Below are 16,258 nucleotides of genomic sequence, written 5' to 3'. Positions count from 1 at the left end.
ACGCAATGAAAAATGCCCTAGATCACATGGGCAGACAGGGAGGAGGGATCTGATGAAAGGCCAGATGATGATGCGTCCGCTGCGTATAGCGGACATCCTGGAATATGCCGCGCTCGTCCATCCGTCGGGAGAGATCGTCTCGGCGCGGGTCGAGGGCGACCGCCATCGCCAAAGCTATGCCGAGACCGCGGCGCGCACCCGCCAATTGGCCAACGGCCTGCGCGCGCTGGGGATCGAGCCCGGCGACCGCGTGGCCACACTGGCCTGGAACGGATACCGGCATTTCGAACTGTACTACGCCATATCGGGCATCGGCGCGGTCTGTCACACGATCAATCCCCGCCTCTCGGCCGAGCAGATGATCTATATCGTCGCCCATGCCGCCGACCGGATCCTGTGTCTTGATCTCACCTTCGTGCCCCTGGTCGAGAAGCTGAAGGACCATCTGCCCGGCGACCTGCGCTATGTGATCATGACCGATCGCGCGCATATGCCGGAAAATTCCCTGAATGCCTTGTGTTACGAAGAGATCCTTGCAGATCAGCCAACCACGATCGACTGGCCCGAATTCCCCGAGGATACGGCCGCGGCCTTGTGCTATACCTCGGGCACGACGGGCAACCCGAAGGGCACGCTCTATACCCATCGCTCGACGGTGATCCACGCGATGCTGATCGCGATCTCTTTGTCGGCGGCGCTGAAGCCGGGATCGAAGATCCTGCCGGTGGTGCCGCTGTTCCACGTCAACGCCTGGGGCCTGCCCTACGCGGCGCCGCTGACGGGGGCGTCGCTGGTGATGCCGGGGCCGGGGCTGGACGGCGCCAGCCTGTTCGATCTGATGGATGACGAAGCGGTGTTCTCGGCCTGGGGGGTACCCACGGTCTGGATGGGCCTGCTGGCCGAGGTCAAGAAGCGCGGGCGCCTGCCCGAAGGCTTCAAGGATGTGGTGATCGGCGGTTCGGCGGCGCCGCGCCCGATGATCGAAACCTTCGAAGATCGCGGCGTAAATGTCTGTCATGCCTGGGGAATGACGGAAATGAGCCCGGTCGGAACCCAGGGCAATCTGCCGGTGCACCTGAATGATCTGCCGCGCGAGGACCGTATGCGCCTGAAGGCCAAGCAGGGCCGCCAGGTCTTCGGGGTCGATCTGAAGATCGTCGACGAGGACGGCCGGCGCCAGCCGCATGATGGCGAACACGCGGGCATTCTTTATGTGCGCGGCAACACCGTCACCTCTGGCTACTATAACAACCCAGAAGCCAACGCCGAGGCTTTCGACGATGAGGGCTGGTTTGCCACCGGCGATATCGCGACGATCGACGCGCATGGCTTTCTGACGATCACCGACCGGGCCAAGGATCTGATCAAGTCGGGGGGAGAGTGGATTTCCTCGCTGGATCTGGAAAACATCGCAATGGGGCATCCCGACGTTGCCAATTGCGCGGTGATCGCGGTGCCGCATCCGAAATGGGACGAACGCCCCCTGCTGGTCGTGGTGCCGGAAGAGGGAAAGACGCCGAAACTAAGCGAAATCAATGCGATGTTGGCCGAACATTTCGCGAAATGGCAACTTCCCGACGCGATGGAGATCGTCGAGTCCCTGCCGCTGACCGCCACGGGGAAGGTGTCGAAACTGACCTTGCGCAAGCAGTTCGCGGATTACAAGCTGGCCGATGCGGTCTGAGTTCCGCTCGGCCGAGGTGCGGCTGGGCGGTCAGTCATTCCATGTTCGGCTGGCCGGGCAAGAGGGGCGCCCCCTCTTGCTCTTCCTTCACGGTTTTCCTGAATATTCAGGCGCTTGGGATGGGATCTTGCCAGATTTCGCGTCGCGGTATTTCTGCGTCGCCCCCGATCAGCGCGGCTATGGCAGATCCTGGCGGCCTGAAGGTGTGGGAAACTACCGCGTCTCGGCGCTGGTGGGCGATGCGGCGGGGCTGATCGCGCGCTTCGCGCCGCAGGGCCGCGCGGCCGCGGTGATCGGCCATGATTGGGGCGCCTCGGTGGCCTACGCGCTGGCGATCCGGCTGCCCGAGCTTGTCGACCGGCTGGTGATCCTGAACGGCGTACATCCGGCGATGTTTCAACGTGCGCTGGCGCGCGGTGGGGCGCAGACCGAGGCCAGCCAATACATCACATGGCTGCGGCGAGAAGGGTCGGAAAATCTTTTGGCCGCGGATGATTACGCCAAGCTCTTCACGCTGTTCGGGGCAGGGATGAGCCTCGATTGGCTGACGCCCGAGCGCCGCGCTGCCTATACCGAGGCCTGGGGCGGCGTCGCGGGCCTGAGGGCGATGGTAAACTGGTACCGGGCGACCCCGCTGCTGGTGCCGCCGGTCGGGGCGGAGCTGCCCGATGAGGCGCTTCCGCATATGGATCCGGCGGCATTGCGGGTGATCATGCCGCATCTGCTGCTTTGGGGACAGCGCGATACCGCCTTCGCCGACGAGGCCCGCGCCGGACTGTCGGAGTTCTGCGACGATCTGCGGGTGGTCGACTTCCCCGATGCTGATCACTGGATCGTGCATCAGAAACCTCGCGAGGTGGCTCAGAGGATCCAGGATTTTCTAAACCTCAGTTAGGGGTTAGGGCAGGCAGCGAAGGTTTTTCCGCCTCGATGGGCGTGCACGATTCGGGGTGATGTTGCGGCGCGGCGCGGGTTTTAGGCGAAGTCGCCCTTGCCTTCGGTTGCCGCCCGGGCTTTGCTGTCGCCGAGGAACCAATGAGATAGGGGGGGGAGAATGACGCCGGAGGAATTGTTCGGGCTGTCGGGCAAGGTGGCGCTGGTCACCGGCGGCGCGTCGGGCATCGGCCGGATGGCGGCCGAGGCGCTGGTGCGCGCTGGTGCCCGGGTGCTGATCGCCAGCCGCAAGGGCGACGCCTGCGAGGCCGTCGCGGCCGAGTTGAACGCGCTGGACGCGCCGGGCCGGGCCGAGGGCTTCGCCGCCGATCTTTCTACCGAGGCCGGCGTCGATGCGCTGGCCGCCGAGGTCGGCAAACGCTGCGATGCGGTACACATTCTGCTGAACAATTCCGGCCGCTCCTGGGGCGCGCCGCTGGGCGAATTCCCCTATGACGCCTGGGACAAGGTGCAGCGCCTGAATGTCACCGCGGTGTTTCATCTGACCCAACGCCTGCTGCCGCTGCTGGAGGCCGCCGCGACCGAGAACGACCCGGCGCGGGTGATCAACCTTGGCTCGGTCATGGGCGAGGTGCCGATGGGCGAGAACGTCTATGCCTATGCGGCCTCGAAAGCCGCGGTGCATCACCTGACGCGGGTGTTGGCGAAGGAACTGGCGCCGCGGCAGATCACCGTGAACGCGCTGGCGCCGGGGCCGTTCCCGTCGAAGATGACCGCCTTTGCCACCGCAGATCCCGAGATGCGCCGCAAGGTCGCCGCCACCGTGCCGATCGCCCGCGTCGGCCGCCCCGAGGACATCGCCGGCTGCGTGCTGTTCCTGGCCGGGCGCGGCGGTGGCTATGTCACCGGTGCGGTGCTGCCGGTTTCGGGGGGCGTGAACGTCACCACCGGGCCGAACCTCTTTGCGGAGGCCCAGGAATGAACCCGGCCGGGGAACACAGCTTCGACGATCTGCGTGCCCGTCTGGGGCAGGAGGTCGGCGTGTCGCGCTGGTTCGTCATCGACCAGGCCAGGATCGACGCCTTCGCCGACCTGACCGAGGACCACCAGTATATCCATGTCGACCCCGAGCGCGCGGCCGCCACCCCGTTCGGCACCACCATCGCGCATGGCTTCCTGACGCTTTCGATGCTGTCGGCCATGGCCTATGACGCCCAACCCAGGCTGGCCAATCTGCGCATGGGCGTGAATTATGGGTTCGAGCGGGTCCGCTTCGTTTCGCCGGTGCCGGTGGGGGCGCGGATCCGGGGACGTTTCGTGCTGGACGCGCTGGAGGAACGCGCGCCGGACGAGGTGCAGCTGACCTATGGCGTGACCGTCGAGGTCGAGGGACGGGAAAAGCCGGCGCTTGTGGCCGTCTGGCTTGGCCGGCGTTATCTGGAGGCCGCATGATCAGATTCGACGATCGCGTCGCCATCGTCACCGGCGCGGGGGCCGGGTTGGGGCGGGCACATGCGCTGGGGCTTGCGGCGCGCGGCGCCCGTGTCGTGGTGAACGACCCCAAGGGCGCCGCCGAGGTGGCCGAGGAGATCCGCGCAATGGGCGGCGAGGCAATTGCCCATGCGGGCGACGTGGCTTCGGAATTCGATGTGACCGATATGGTGTCGCGCACCATGGCACGGTGGGGGCGGATCGACATATTGGTCAACAATGCCGGCATCCTGCGCGACCGCAGCTTCGCCAAGATGAGCCATGAGGATTTGCGCCGGGTGATCGCGGTGCATCTTCTGGGCTCGGCGATCTGTTCCCACGCGGTCTGGCCGATCATGCGCGAACAGCGTTACGGGCGGGTTGTGTTCACCACCTCGTCCTCGGGGCTTTACGGCAATTTCGGCCAGGCGAATTACGGCAGTGCCAAGGCCGGCATGATCGGCCTGATGAACGTGCTGCATATCGAGGGCGAGAAATACGATATCCGGGTGAACGCCCTGTCCCCCACTGCGCTGACGGCGATGACCGAAGGTCTGTTCGAAGAGGCCGCATCAGAGGTTCTGACGCCAGAGTCGATCGCCCCGGGGCTGTTGTGGCTGGTCTCGGACGAGGCCCCCAGCCGCTTTGTCCTGGCCGCGGGCGGCGGCTGTTTTGCCCGCGTCATGGTGGCCGAGACGCCCGGCATCTGCCTGACCGGCGACGATCTGACACCCGAAGCCGTCGCCGCCCAGGCCGACCGCATCGCCGATGCCACAGGCGCACAGGAATTGCAGGGCGCCTTCCTGCAGACCGAGAAATTCGCCCGCCAGGCGCTTGCGGCGCTGGGGCGGGATGGCTCCTGAGCTGCGCAAGTGGAGACAGGCATGACACGACCCCTTCCCAAGGCATTGACGGGCCTGCGGCTGCCCGCGGTCGCCTCGCCGATGTTCCTGATCTCGGGGCCCGATCTGGTGATCGCGCAATGCAAGGCCGGGATCGTCGGATCCTTCCCCGCACTCAACGCACGAGAGGCCGATGGCGATCCGATCATGCTTGACGCCTGGCTGAAGCGCATCACCGAGGAGCTGGACGCCTGGAACCAGGCCCATCCAGACCGCCCCGCCGCACCTTTCGCGGTGAACCAGATCGTGCATCGTTCGAACACAAGGCTGGAACGCGATCTGGAGATCTGCGCGCGCTGGAAGGTGCCGATCTGGATCACCTCGCTCGGCGCCCGGCCCGAGGTGAACGAGGCCGCCCATTCCTGCGGCGGCATCGCGCTGCATGACGTGATCAACAACACCTATGCCCGCAAGGCCATCGACAAGGGCGCGGACGGGCTGATCGCGGTGGCGGCGGGGGCGGGCGGCCATGCCGGGCCGCAATCGCCCTTTGCGTTGATCCATGAAATCCGCAGCTGGTTCGACGGGCCCTTGCTGCTGTCGGGGGCGATCTCGACCGGCGGGGCGCTGTTGGCGGCGCAGGCGGCGGGGGCCGATCTGGGCTATATCGGATCGCCCTTCATCGCGACGCAAGAGGCCAACGCGCCGGATGACTACAAGCAGATGATCGTCGACTCGGGGGCCGAGGATATCGTGACATCTTCCCTGTTTACGGGCGTTTCGGGGAATTATCTCAAGCCCTCGATCGCGCGCGCGGGGCTTGATCCCGACGCGCTGGCAAGTGCCGATCCAAGTTCGATGAACTTCGGCGCGGGGCGGTCGAAGCCGAAGGCATGGAAAGAGATCTGGGGCGCGGGCCAGGGCATTGGGGCGGTACAAGATGTGCGCCCCGCCGCCGCGCTGATCGACCGGATCGCAGGGGAATACCAGGACGCGCTGGAACGCATGGTGGCGCTGGCTGCCGCACGAAAGGGAGAATGAGATGGAACTGGGCATGAGCGACCGCGTCAAGCCGCTGGTCGAGAAGGTGCGCGCCATGGTACGCGACGAGATCGCGCCGCTCAGCGCGGAATTCGACGCCGAGGTGGGCAAGCATCCCACTGGCGACCGCTTTAAGCATACCGCGCGACAGCTTGAAATCCTTGATACTTTGAAGGCCAAGGCAAAGGAGCGGGGGCTGTGGAACTTCTGGCTGACGGGTAGCGAAAAAGGCTATGGCCTGACCACCGTCGAATATGCCTATCTGGCCGAGGAGATGGGCAAGGAGAAGATCGCGGCCGAGGTCTTCAATTGCGCCGCCCCCGACACCGGCAATATGGAAGTGTTCGAGCGCTACGGCTCGGCCGCACATAAGGAACGCTGGCTAAAGCCTTTGCTGGAAGGCGAAATTCGATCCGCCTATCTGATGACAGAGCCGGGCGTGGCCTCGTCCGATGCGACGAACATGGCGCTGAAGGCCACGCGCGACGGTGACGCCTGGGTGCTGAACGGCGAGAAGTGGTGGGCCTCGGGCGCCGGCGATCCGCGCTGCAAGGTCTATATCACCATGGCCTGCACCGACCCCGACGCCGCCAAACACGCCCGCCATTCGATGTTCGCCATCGCCGCCGACACCCCCGGCATCGAGGTGCTGCGCCCGATGCAGGTCTTCGGCGAAGACGACGCCCCGCATGGCCACATGCACATCCGCATGACCGACGTGCGCGTGCCCGCCGAGGATCTGATCCTGGGCGAGGGCCGCGGATTTGAGGTCGCGCAGGGGCGGCTGGGGCCGGGGCGCATCCACCATTGCATGCGTGCCATCGGCCAGGCCGAAAAGGCGCTGGAGCTGATGTGCCGCCGCGCGCTGACGCGCGAGGCCTTCGGCAAGAAGCTGGCGGAACTCGGCGCCAATTACGACATCATCGCCAACGCGCGGATGGAGATCGAGATGGCGCGGCTTCTGTGCCTGAAGGCCGCCCATATGATGGATACGGTGGGCGTGCGAGAAGCCCAGCCCTGGATCAGCCAGATCAAGGTGATCGCGCCGCAGGTCGCGCTGAAGGTGATCGACGAGGCGATGCAGATCCATGGCGCCATGGGCATCAGCCAGGACACGCCGCTGGCCAACATGTGGACCCATGTGCGTACCCTGAGGCTGGCCGATGGGCCCGACGCCGTTCACCGCCGCCAAGTGGCCCGGACCGAGTTGAAGCGTTACATGAACCAGCAACCGTAAGAATTTACGATAATGCGTGAACTTGTCCTTCTTCGTCATGCGCAGGCCTCTTTCGGGGCGGCGGATTACGATGTGCTTTCGGACCTCGGTCACGACCAGTCGCTGGCCTTGGGCGAGGCCCTGGCGGCACAGGGCCTGCGCCCCGATCACCTGTGGATCGGGGCGCAGCGGCGCCACCGCGAGACGCTGGAAGGGGTGGCACGGGGCCTTGGCCTGGATCCGGCGCAGGCCCGCATCCATCCGGGCCTGAACGAATTTGACTTCACCGGCCTTCTGAACGCGCGCTACCGCGACCGCGCGCGACCGGTGGGCCTGCACGACGACCGCGCCACGCATTTCCGCGAGTTGCGCGACACGGTGCTGGCCTGGCAGCGAGACGAGATCGAGGATCCGCCCGAACCCTGGCAGGCATTCGCGGCCCGCGTCCGCGACGCCCGGCGCGCGATGCTGGCGGCCGAGGGCACGACGCTTGCGGTGTCGTCCGGCGGCGCGATCGGGCGAATGGTGGCCGAGGTTCTGGAGGCGCCCGAGGCGCAGATGATCCATCTGCAGTTGCAGATCCGAAATTGCGCCGTGGCCCGCTTCATCGGCGGCCATAGCCGCGACTATCTGGCCGGGTTCAACGAGACCCCGCACATCACCGCGCAGACCGCGCATCTTCTGACCTATAGCTGAGAAAGAAGATGAACAATAACGCCCAATCTCTTGATATAAATTCTGTTTCCGCCTGGATGCGCGCACATGTTCCCGGTTTTTCCGGCGATCTGACCGTACGGAAATTCCAGACAGGCCAGTCGAACCCGACCTTTCGGTTGCAATCCTCAAGCGGTACTTACGTTCTGCGCCGCAAGCCACCCGGAAAGCTGTTGAAATCTGCCCATGCGGTCGATCGCGAATTCCGCGTGCAACAGGCGCTGGCGGCCACCGGCGTGCCGGTCGCGAAGATGTATGCGCTGTGCGAGGATGACGATGTCATCGGCTCGGCCTTCTATGTGATGGAATGTATCGACGGGCGCAACTTCGACGACCCGACGATGCCGGGCCTCGATGCCACGACCCGCGGCGCGGTGATCGACGAGATGAACCGTGTGCTGGCGGCGATCCACTCGGTCGATCTTCAGGCCACGGGGCTTGCCGATTACGGCCCCGAGGGCAATTACTACCGCCGCCAGATCGACCGCTGGACCAAGCAGTACCGCGCGTCCGAGACCGAGACGATCGCGGCGATGGATGAATTGATCACCTGGCTCGACGCCAATGCGCCCGGCGATGACGGGTTGCGCACCCTGGTGCATGGCGACTACCGCATTGACAACATGCTGTTTTCCAGAACCGGGCCGGGATGCGTGGCGGTACTGGATTGGGAATTGTCGACCACGGGCCACCCGTTCGCGGACCTCGCGGCGGTGATCATGCAATGGCAGAACCCGCCGGGCGCGGAAGGGCGCGGCCTGGCCGGCGTCGACCGCAAGGCACTGGGGCTGCCGTCGGACGAGGAATTCATCGCCGCCTATTGCGAGCGCATGAACCTGCCCGGTATTCCGCGCTTCGGCTTCTATCTGGCCTTTTGCTTCTTTCGCATGGGGGCGATCATCCAGGGGGTGAAGAAGCGGGCGCTGGACGGCAATGCGTCGAACCCGGAAAGGGGATTGAAGATGGGGGCTTATGTGCCGCAATTCGCGCAAGCAGGGCTGAGGGCTGCAAGCGATGTCTGAGGCACGTTTCCAGGGAAAGGTGGTCCAGATCACCGGCGCGGCCAGCGGCTTTGGTGCGCTCGCGGCGCGGCGCTTCGCGGCCGAGGGTGCGCGGCTGGCCCTTTCCGACCGCGACGGCGAGAAGCTTGCGGCGCTGGCCGGGGCGCTCGATGCCGAGGTGCTGCATGCCGAACTCGACGTCTCGGACGCCGCGGCCCAGGCCGCCCATGCACGGGCCATCGCGGCGCGGTTCGGGCGGCTCGACGTGGCGGTGAACAATGCCGGCGTCGGGCATCACATGGCGCCGCTGCACAAGCTGCCGCCCGAGGAATTCGACCGCATGATGGCGGTCAACGCACGCGGCGTCTTCCTTGGCATGCAGCAACAGATCACGCTGATGCTGGCGGGCGCGGGCGGCGCGATCCTCAACGTGGCCTCGGCCGCGGGGATCGTCGGCGCGGGTCATCTTTCGGCCTATGCGGCCTCGAAACATGCGGTGGTCGGGCTTACGCGCGCCGCCGCGGACGAGGTGGCGAAGAAGGGCATAAGGGTGAACGCGATCTGCCCCTCCTTCGCCGCGACCCCGCTGTTCGACGAGATGGCCGATGCCGTCGCCACCCGCCACGGCGCCAGCCGCGACGAGGCCTCTACCCGCATCGCCGCCCGCGTGCCGATGGGCCGCGTCGCCCGCCCCGAAGAGGTGGTGCAGGCGATGCTGTGGATCTGCGACCCCGCCAACAGCTTCATGACCGGGCAGGCGATCGCCATCGACGGAGGCCTTAGCGCGATATGACATTGCCCGATATCGACCCCGCCCTGATCGAGGATCCCTATCCACTGCAACGCCATCTGGGCTTTCGCATCACTGGCTGGCGCGCGGATTGGGCGCGCTTCGAGATCGCGCTGGAACCCTTCCTGATGAACCGCTACGGCATTCCGCACGGCGGTATCTATGCGACGATGCTGGACACGGTGATGGGGTATGCCGGCTGCTATACCGGCGATCCGGCAGCGCGCCGTCTGGCGATGACGCTGACGCTGACCACCAGCTTTCTCGCACGCCCCGAGGGCGAACTGCTGATCGCGGAAGGCACCCGCATCGGCGGCGGCCGCTCGACCTTTTTCGCCGAAGCGGAAGTGCGCGACCAAGGCGGCATGATCTGCGCTAAGGGCTCTGGTGCCTTTCGCTATAGGAAAACCTCCTAAGCCCTTCATCTTGGTGAAAATACTCCACGGGGGTGCGGGGGTGTGAAACCCCCGCGGAAAGGTGCGGGCGCGGGGGTGTGAAACCCCCGCGGAAAGGTGCAGGTGCGGGGGTGTGAAACCCCCCGCGGAAAGGTGCGGGTGCGGGGGTGTGCCCCCCCCCCGCCGCTCAGGCCTGCAACCCTTCCATCACCCGGGTCAGGTGGAAATCCGTATCCCCCAGCTGCGCGTCGATCATCACCAGCCGCTTGCCGTAATGCGACACCGCGGCCTCCCAGGTCATGGCGATGCCGCCGTGCATCTGGATCGCCTCTTCCGCCACCAGCCGCGCCGCGCGGCCGATCAGGTTCTTCGCCATCGACGCACGGCGCCCGGCCTCGGGCCCATCCAGCGCGTCGGCGGCGAGGATGGTGATCGAACGCGCCTGCTCGATCTCGGTCACCAGATCGACGGTGCGGTGCTGCAACACCTGGAACGACCCGATCGTCCGGCCGAACTGCTTGCGGGTACGCAGGTAGTCCAGCAGCAGATCCTTCGTCGCGTCCATCGCCCCCACGGCCTCGGCGCACAGCGCCACGCGGCCGGCGTTCAGCGCGGAGTCGAACGCATCCCGTGCGTCAGCGATCAACAGCCGCGCCGGGGTCGCGTCCAAAAAGATCTCGGCCGCGCCGCCGCCGTCGATCATGCCATAGGCGGTGATCTCGGCGTCGCCCGCCCGGACCTCGAAAAGGCCAAGGCCGCCATCCGCCCGCGCCGCGACCAGCAGCCGGCTGGCGACATGGCCGCCATAGACGACCGACTTGCGCCCCGTCAGCACCCAGCCGTCGCCGGCTGTCTCGGCGCGGGTTTCCAGCGCGTCCAGATCCCAGGGCGCCTCGGGCTCTCCGATCGCGACGGCCAGCATCTCGGCCCCCGTCAGCGCCGGCTCCAGATCCGCGCCCGCGGCGGCCAGCAGGCGCAGGCCCATCAGCGCCGGCAGCACGGGTTCGGGGCAAAGCGTGCGGCCCAGTTCCTCGAACACCGTGGCGATGTCAAAGCCATGGCCGCCCATGCCGCCATGATCCTCGGACACCAGCGCATGCAGGATGCCCAGTTCCGCCATCTCGGCCCAGCGTTCGGGCGAATGGTAGGGCGCGTCATAGGCCAGCTTAATGCGGGTGGCCACGTCGTAGCGATCGGCAAGGTAGCGCGAGAGGGTCTCGGCCAGCATCCGGCGATCTTCGCTCTGGTCGAAATCCATCTTTACAGCTCCAGCATGGCTTTGGTGAGGATGTTGCGCTGAATCTCGTTCGATCCGCCGAAGATCGACAGCTTGCGATTGTTGAAATAGCGCGCGGCATCGGCGCGGTGTTCCTCGGGGGCGACGGCGGCGTTGCCGGCCAGCGCCTCGGCCGGAAAGGGCGCCGCGGCGGGGCCGAGGGCGCGGCGGGCCAGATCGTTCAGCTCCTGCCGGATCACCGTGCCCTTGATCTTCAGGATCGAGCTTTCGACGCCGGGCTGGCCGGTCTTCTGCGCCCGTGCCAGCATCCGCAGGTTGGTGATCTTCATCGCCTCCAGGTCGATCTCCACCTGCGCCAGCCGCGCGGCGTAAAGCGGGTCGTCGATCAGGCGGCGGCCGTTCACCCGGCGCGCGCGGGCCAGTGCCTTGACCTCTTCCAGCGCCTGGGTCGAGAAACCGGTGCCGGCGATGTTGGTGCGTTCGTGCGTGAGCAGGAACTTGGCGATCGTCCAGCCGGAATTTTCTTCTCCGACAAGGTTTTCCACGGGAACCTTAACGTCAGTGAAGAAGACCTCGTTAACCTCGTGCCCGCCCTCGATCAGCTTGATCGGCCGCATTTCGATGCCGGGCGTGTCCAGATCGACCAGGATGAAGGAGATCCCGGCCTGCGGCTTGACCTGCGGGTCGGTGCGCACCAGGCAGAAGATGCGGTTCGCGTGCTGGCCCAGCGTGGTCCAGGTCTTCTGGCCGTTGATGACGTAATGGTCGCCCTCGCGCACCGCGCGGGTGCGCAGGCTGGCCAGGTCCGATCCGGCGCCGGGCTCGGAATAGCCCTGGCACCACCAGTCGGACCCGTCCAGGATGCGCGGCAGGTATTCCTCCTGCTGCGCCTTCGAGCCGAAGCGGATCAGCACCGGGCCCAGCATCGCCAGGCCAAAGGGCACGATCCGGGGGGCGTGGGCGCGGGCCGATTCCTCTTCGAAGATGTGGCGCTGCACCGGGGTCCAGCCGGGGCCGCCGAAATCGACCGGCCAGGTCGCGGCAAGCCAGCCCCGCGCGTTCAGGATCGCGTGCCAGCGGTCGTGATCGGCCTTTTCCAGCGTCGCACCGCGGCGCACCTTGGCGGCCAGTTCCGCCGGCAGTTCGGCCGCCAGAAAGGCGCGCACCTCGTCGCGGAAGGCAAGTTCTTTATCGGTAAATTGCAGATCCATCCGGTCCTCCCACTCGGTGTCACGATCGCCGTGCGGCAGATCTTCGGCCCCGCCGGGGCGAAGTCAAGCCGCGGGGCGGGTGCTTCGTGTCGCAGAACGTAACGTAATTCCGCTGCGTGGAACAGAGGCCTATTTTTCGCGCCCGGTCAGTCGCGCGTGATCGGGCGCACCAGGCCTTCCTGCGCGACGCTGGCGACGAGGGTGCCGTCTTGGGCATAGAGCGCGCCACGGCAAAATCCCCGCGCGCCGCCGATATTGGGCGCATCCATCTGGTAAAGATGCCATTCGTCGAAATTCACCGGCCGGTGGAACCACAGCGCATGGTCAAGGCTTGCGGTCATCACCCGGCCGCTCAGCCAGCTTTCGCCCAGCGGTCGCAGCGCCGAGCCCAGCAGATGCAGATCCGAGGCATAGGCCAGCAGGCAATGCTGCAGCCAAGGCGGCGCGCCGGCGGGGCGCAACAGCCGCACCCAGACGGCGTGGCTGTCGGGCGCGGGGACCGGATCGAGCAGGTCATAGGGCGCGACCTCTCGGATCTCGATCGGGGAATCGCGCAGGAAATCCGACCGCCGCTGCGCCGCGATGCGGCCCTCCATCCGCCGGGCCAGATCGGCGCGGACCTCGGCGCGCGATGGCAGGCTGTCGGGATCGGGCAGGCCCTGGGGCATCGGGTGTTGCAGCGCGGGGCCGTCCTCGTCGATCTGGAACGAGGCCGCAAGGTTGAAGATCTGCCGCCCGTGCTGGATGGCGATCACCCGCCGGGTGGTGAAGGAGCCGCCGTCGCGAGCGCGGTCGACTTCGTAGATCACCGGGATCTCGGGGTCGCCGGGGCGGATGAAATAGGCGTGCAGCGAATGGCAGGCGCGGCCCTCGACCGTGTGATAGGCGGCCGACAGCGCCTGGGCGATCACCTGGCCGCCGAAGATCCGTTTCGAGGTTTCCCCGCCCGAGCCGCGGCCGCGAAACAGGTTGATCTCCAGCCGCTCGATCTCGAGCAGATCAAGCAGCGCGGCAACCGGGTCGTCGGCTCGGGGATCGGTTGCGGGCGGGTCCTGGGGGTCGGTGTCGGGCATGGGCGGCCTCCTTGCGATGCACCGGGTATAGGCAAGCGCCTGGCCCGGTGCAATCGCCGCCCGCGCGGGGCGCTAGCGCGCGGCCAAAGGCGCCGCCGCGGGCCTGGCCTCTGGCGTGGTCCGGGCTGCGGTTCGGGCTGCGGTTTCGGGCGCGGTTCGGGGCATCGGGGCAGGGGCGGGGTCTTGAACGCGGGGGATCATCTGCGCCTCTGCGATCATCGCGATGATGATTTCCAGATGGCGGCGCAGATCGTATTCGGCAGCGCCTTCGCGCCGCTTCGCATCCATCCGCGTCTCTTCCGCGATCAGTTGGGCAAGCGACGATTCAGGGCCCGGCACCGCGCCCAGCAACCGCTTCAGGTCGCGGTCGCGCCGATAGTCGGCCATGCCCAGACGGGCGGCGCGGATCAGAAGGCGGGGGCGGCGAAGTTCGCCCATCTGGTGGTGCAACGCATGCATGTCGGTCTCCGGTGTTGGGATGCCTTGGGGTGAACGCCCAAGTTTCACATGACACAACCAGGCGTTGCGTTTTCGGAAGACCAGCGTGCGCAGCTTTCAGAAAGGTTTAGGTATTGAATACAATTATCCCATACCAGGCGGATATTAACGGGCTGGTAATAAATATTACCAAAGGTTGAGTCCGCCTTCGCGACAAAGGTTAACGACAACGGAGGTCCCAGGGCGACATGCGTGGCAACCTGACGGCGAATTTCACTTTCCCTGCCTGGCTGCCCGACGCCGCCCGCCTTTATCTGGGGCATACCGAAATCGGACTGTCGCTGCGCGAGCTGGCGCGGCAGCGGGGGATTCACGCATCGACGGTACTGCGCCGGGTTCGGCGCTACGAGAACCGTCGCGATGATCCTCTGGTGGACGAGGCTCTGGCCAGAATAGGCCGCGCCTGCAGCGAGCGTGCCCACCACCTCCAGCAAAAGGAAGCGAAAATGACCGCCCCCATCCGTTCCGACGCCTCGATCGAAGACGACGCCACCCTGCAGCGCGAGGCCCGCCGGATCCTGCGCCGCCTGGCCGAGCCGGGCAGCGTGCTGGCAGTGGCGCCGGACATGGACAAGGCCGCCGTGCTGCGCGATCTGCCCGAAGGCCGCACCGCGCGCACGGCGGTGGTGGCGCGCAATATCGCGCAGGCCTTCGCGCTGCGCGACTGGATCGCCTGCCGCAAGCAGGGGCGCGTCGCGACCTATGAGATCACGCCCGCGGGCAAGGCCGCGCTGAAGCGGATGCTGGCGGCGGACGGTGGGGCCGGCGGGGCCGTCGAGGGCGCAGCGCGCGGGCCGGGTTTTGCCGAGGCCGCCACCCCCTTTGGCGACCAGCACCGCGATTGGGAAGAGCGCGACACGGTGGATAATGGCCGCCGCCAGCGCATCCGTTACAACCTGGCCGAAAGCCCGGTCGCCGCCCTTGCGCGGCGCCGCGACCGCGACGGCAAGCCGTTTCTTTCGGCCGATCTGGTGCGTGCGGCCGAACGGTTAAGGGAAGATTTCGAAATCGCCCAGATGGGTCCGCGGGTGGCGCAGAACTGGGACCGTTTCCTGACCGGCGGGGACCGCGGCGGATTTGCCCAGACGCGCGGCCCGGCCGAGGGCCCGCGCGCGGCCCGCGACCGGGTGGCCGCGGCGCTGCGCGACCTGGGGCCCGGGCTGGGCGACATGGTGCTGCGCTGCTGCTGCTATCTGGAAGGGCTGGAGGGCGCCGAAAAGCGCCTGGGCTGGTCGGCGCGTTCGGGCAAGATCGTGCTGCGCATCGCGCTGATGCGGCTCAAGCGTCATTACGACGAGACCGGCGGCAATGACGTGCTGATCGGCTAGGGGGCCGGATCCCGGGCCGGAGGCAGCCCCACCATCCGGCGGATATCGGCCGGGTCGGCACCGTCTGCGCGGTATCTTGCGATCGCGCGGGCGTCGTCGCGCTTGGCCAGCCGCTTGCCGGCTTCGTCGCGGATAAGCCTGTGGTGGTGGTAGGTTGGGGTCGGAAGGTGAAGCAGTTTCTGAAGCAGAACCTGAAGAAAGGTGATCTCGAAAAGATCGGCGCCGCGGATGACATGGGTAACCTCCTGCATCGCGTCGTCAAGCACCGATGCCAGCACATAGGAAACGGTGCCGATCTCTTTGCGGCCCAGCACCGCATCACCCTGCGTCGCGGCGAGCAGTTCTTCCGAAAGCGCGTGACCTCCGGGATGTACCGGCCCGGTGTCGGTGAAGCCGCCCAGCCCGCCGGGCAGGGCCGCGATGGCCCGCCCGAGGTTCAGCCGCAACGCGTCGCCCGGCTTGCGGTCCGAGATCGGGCGGTGGCGGCAGGTGCCGGGATAGGGCGGCGGCGCCGCGACACCCTCCTGCGGCGCCGAAAGGGCCGCGCGGATGTCGGCGCGGGTACAGCTGCAGGGATAGATCAGCCCGCGCGCCGCCAGCTCGTCCAGCGTCCGGTCGTAACGTGCCAGATGTTCGGATTGTCGCAGGACCGGTTGCGGCCAGGTCAGGCCCAGCCACCGCAGATCGTCGAAAATCCGCGCCTCCCATTCGGGCCGGGCGCGGGCGGTGTCGGTATCCTCGATGCGCAGCAGAAAGGTGCCGCCGGCGGCGCGGGCCATGTCATGGGCAAGCAGGGCGGAATAGGCGTGTCCCAGATGCAGCGGGCCGGTCGGCGACGGCGCGAAGCGGGTTACGAGGCCCATC

17 protein-coding genes are annotated in these 16,258 nt (G+C 66.8%); 12 read left to right on the top strand and 5 right to left on the bottom strand.

The genetic code is table 11. The features are described from left to right. Positions 1-52 precede the first annotated feature (52 nt). The 11 genes from BLV97_RS16245 to BLV97_RS16195 all read left to right on the top strand — a co-directional run bounded on the left by BLV97_RS16245 (position 53) and on the right by BLV97_RS16195 (position 10,068). Positions 53-1,684 carry a long-chain fatty acid--CoA ligase gene (locus BLV97_RS16245; protein ID WP_035838295.1) on the top strand — a complete coding sequence of 544 codons (1,632 nt, stop codon included), beginning with the start codon at positions 53-55 and terminating at the stop codon, positions 1,682-1,684. Continuing rightward, entirely contained in the window at positions 1,674-2,579 is a 906-nt protein-coding gene (locus BLV97_RS16240) for an alpha/beta fold hydrolase (RefSeq protein ID WP_035838293.1), read from the top strand. Before BLV97_RS16245 ends, BLV97_RS16240 begins: the two co-directional genes overlap by 11 nt. 159 nt (positions 2,580-2,738) lie before the next feature. Continuing rightward, positions 2,739-3,560, top strand: a complete 822-nt coding sequence (locus tag BLV97_RS16235) for an SDR family oxidoreductase (RefSeq protein WP_035838291.1) — start codon at positions 2,739-2,741, stop codon at positions 3,558-3,560. Continuing rightward, positions 3,557-4,030 carry a MaoC family dehydratase gene (locus tag BLV97_RS16230; protein WP_035838289.1) on the top strand — a complete coding sequence of 158 codons (474 nt, stop codon included), beginning with the start codon at positions 3,557-3,559 and terminating at the stop codon, positions 4,028-4,030. The genes BLV97_RS16235 and BLV97_RS16230 overlap by 4 nt, the downstream gene beginning before the upstream one ends. After that, positions 4,027-4,911, top strand: coding sequence for an SDR family NAD(P)-dependent oxidoreductase (locus BLV97_RS16225; protein WP_035838287.1), 885 nt, complete (start codon positions 4,027-4,029; stop codon positions 4,909-4,911). The genes BLV97_RS16230 and BLV97_RS16225 overlap by 4 nt, the downstream gene beginning before the upstream one ends. 21 nt (positions 4,912-4,932) lie before the next feature. After that, the gene (locus tag BLV97_RS16220) at positions 4,933-5,931 is read left to right on the top strand and encodes an NAD(P)H-dependent flavin oxidoreductase (protein ID WP_035838286.1); all 999 of its coding nucleotides are present in this window, start codon (positions 4,933-4,935) and stop codon (positions 5,929-5,931) included. 1 nt (position 5,932) lies between these two features. Beyond that, positions 5,933-7,168, top strand: coding sequence for an acyl-CoA dehydrogenase family protein (locus tag BLV97_RS16215; protein WP_035838284.1), 1,236 nt, complete (start codon positions 5,933-5,935; stop codon positions 7,166-7,168). 12 nt (positions 7,169-7,180) lie between these two features. After that, positions 7,181-7,843, top strand: coding sequence for a histidine phosphatase family protein (locus tag BLV97_RS16210; RefSeq protein WP_035838282.1), 663 nt, complete (start codon positions 7,181-7,183; stop codon positions 7,841-7,843). An 8-nt stretch (positions 7,844-7,851) separates the two neighbouring features. Further along, positions 7,852-8,883 (top strand): phosphotransferase family protein, encoded by a 1,032-nt coding sequence (locus BLV97_RS16205; RefSeq protein WP_035838280.1) that lies wholly within the window; start codon positions 7,852-7,854, stop codon positions 8,881-8,883. Further along, positions 8,876-9,655 carry an SDR family NAD(P)-dependent oxidoreductase gene (locus tag BLV97_RS16200; RefSeq protein ID WP_035838278.1) on the top strand — a complete coding sequence of 260 codons (780 nt, stop codon included), beginning with the start codon at positions 8,876-8,878 and terminating at the stop codon, positions 9,653-9,655. The genes BLV97_RS16205 and BLV97_RS16200 overlap by 8 nt, the downstream gene beginning before the upstream one ends. Beyond that, a complete protein-coding gene (locus BLV97_RS16195) occupies positions 9,652-10,068 on the top strand; it encodes a PaaI family thioesterase (protein WP_035838276.1) in 417 nt (138 codons plus the stop codon). The genes BLV97_RS16200 and BLV97_RS16195 overlap by 4 nt, the downstream gene beginning before the upstream one ends. Positions 10,069-10,234: 166 nt before the next feature. On the opposite strand, the gene BLV97_RS16190 is transcribed toward BLV97_RS16195, so the two are convergent. The 4 genes from BLV97_RS16190 to BLV97_RS16175 all read right to left on the bottom strand — a co-directional run bounded on the left by BLV97_RS16190 (position 10,235) and on the right by BLV97_RS16175 (position 14,027). Further along, a complete protein-coding gene (locus BLV97_RS16190) occupies positions 10,235-11,305 on the bottom strand; it encodes an acyl-CoA dehydrogenase family protein (protein WP_035838274.1) in 1,071 nt (356 codons plus the stop codon). Between the two features lie 2 nt (positions 11,306-11,307). Next, positions 11,308-12,495, bottom strand: coding sequence for an acyl-CoA dehydrogenase family protein (locus BLV97_RS16185; RefSeq protein WP_035838273.1), 1,188 nt, complete (start codon positions 12,493-12,495; stop codon positions 11,308-11,310). 146 nt (positions 12,496-12,641) lie between these two features. Further along, a complete protein-coding gene (locus BLV97_RS16180) occupies positions 12,642-13,568 on the bottom strand; it encodes an acyl-CoA thioesterase (RefSeq protein WP_081824892.1) in 927 nt (308 codons plus the stop codon). A gap of 72 nt (positions 13,569-13,640) precedes the next feature. Next, positions 13,641-14,027 carry a DUF6477 family protein gene (locus BLV97_RS16175; protein ID WP_176992663.1) on the bottom strand — a complete coding sequence of 129 codons (387 nt, stop codon included), beginning with the start codon at positions 14,025-14,027 and terminating at the stop codon, positions 13,641-13,643. A 227-nt stretch (positions 14,028-14,254) separates the two neighbouring features. Between BLV97_RS16175 and BLV97_RS16170 the strand changes: the two genes are divergently transcribed. Further along, complete coding sequence (locus BLV97_RS16170; protein WP_035838272.1) at positions 14,255-15,394, top strand: DUF6456 domain-containing protein; 1,140 nt, start codon at positions 14,255-14,257, stop codon at positions 15,392-15,394. Here BLV97_RS16170 and gluQRS read toward each other — a convergent pair. After that, positions 15,391-16,257, bottom strand: coding sequence for a tRNA glutamyl-Q(34) synthetase GluQRS (gene gluQRS / locus BLV97_RS16165; RefSeq protein WP_035838270.1), 867 nt, complete (start codon positions 16,255-16,257; stop codon positions 15,391-15,393). The two genes, BLV97_RS16170 and gluQRS, sit on opposite strands and share 4 nt — an antisense overlap. Between the last annotated feature and the right edge of the window lies 1 nt (position 16,258).

This window comes from Allgaiera indica, from assembly GCF_900106675.1.
Classification (GTDB): domain Bacteria; phylum Pseudomonadota; class Alphaproteobacteria; order Rhodobacterales; family Rhodobacteraceae; genus Acidimangrovimonas; species Acidimangrovimonas indica.
This window is presented reverse-complemented; position numbering and strand designations above follow the sequence as displayed.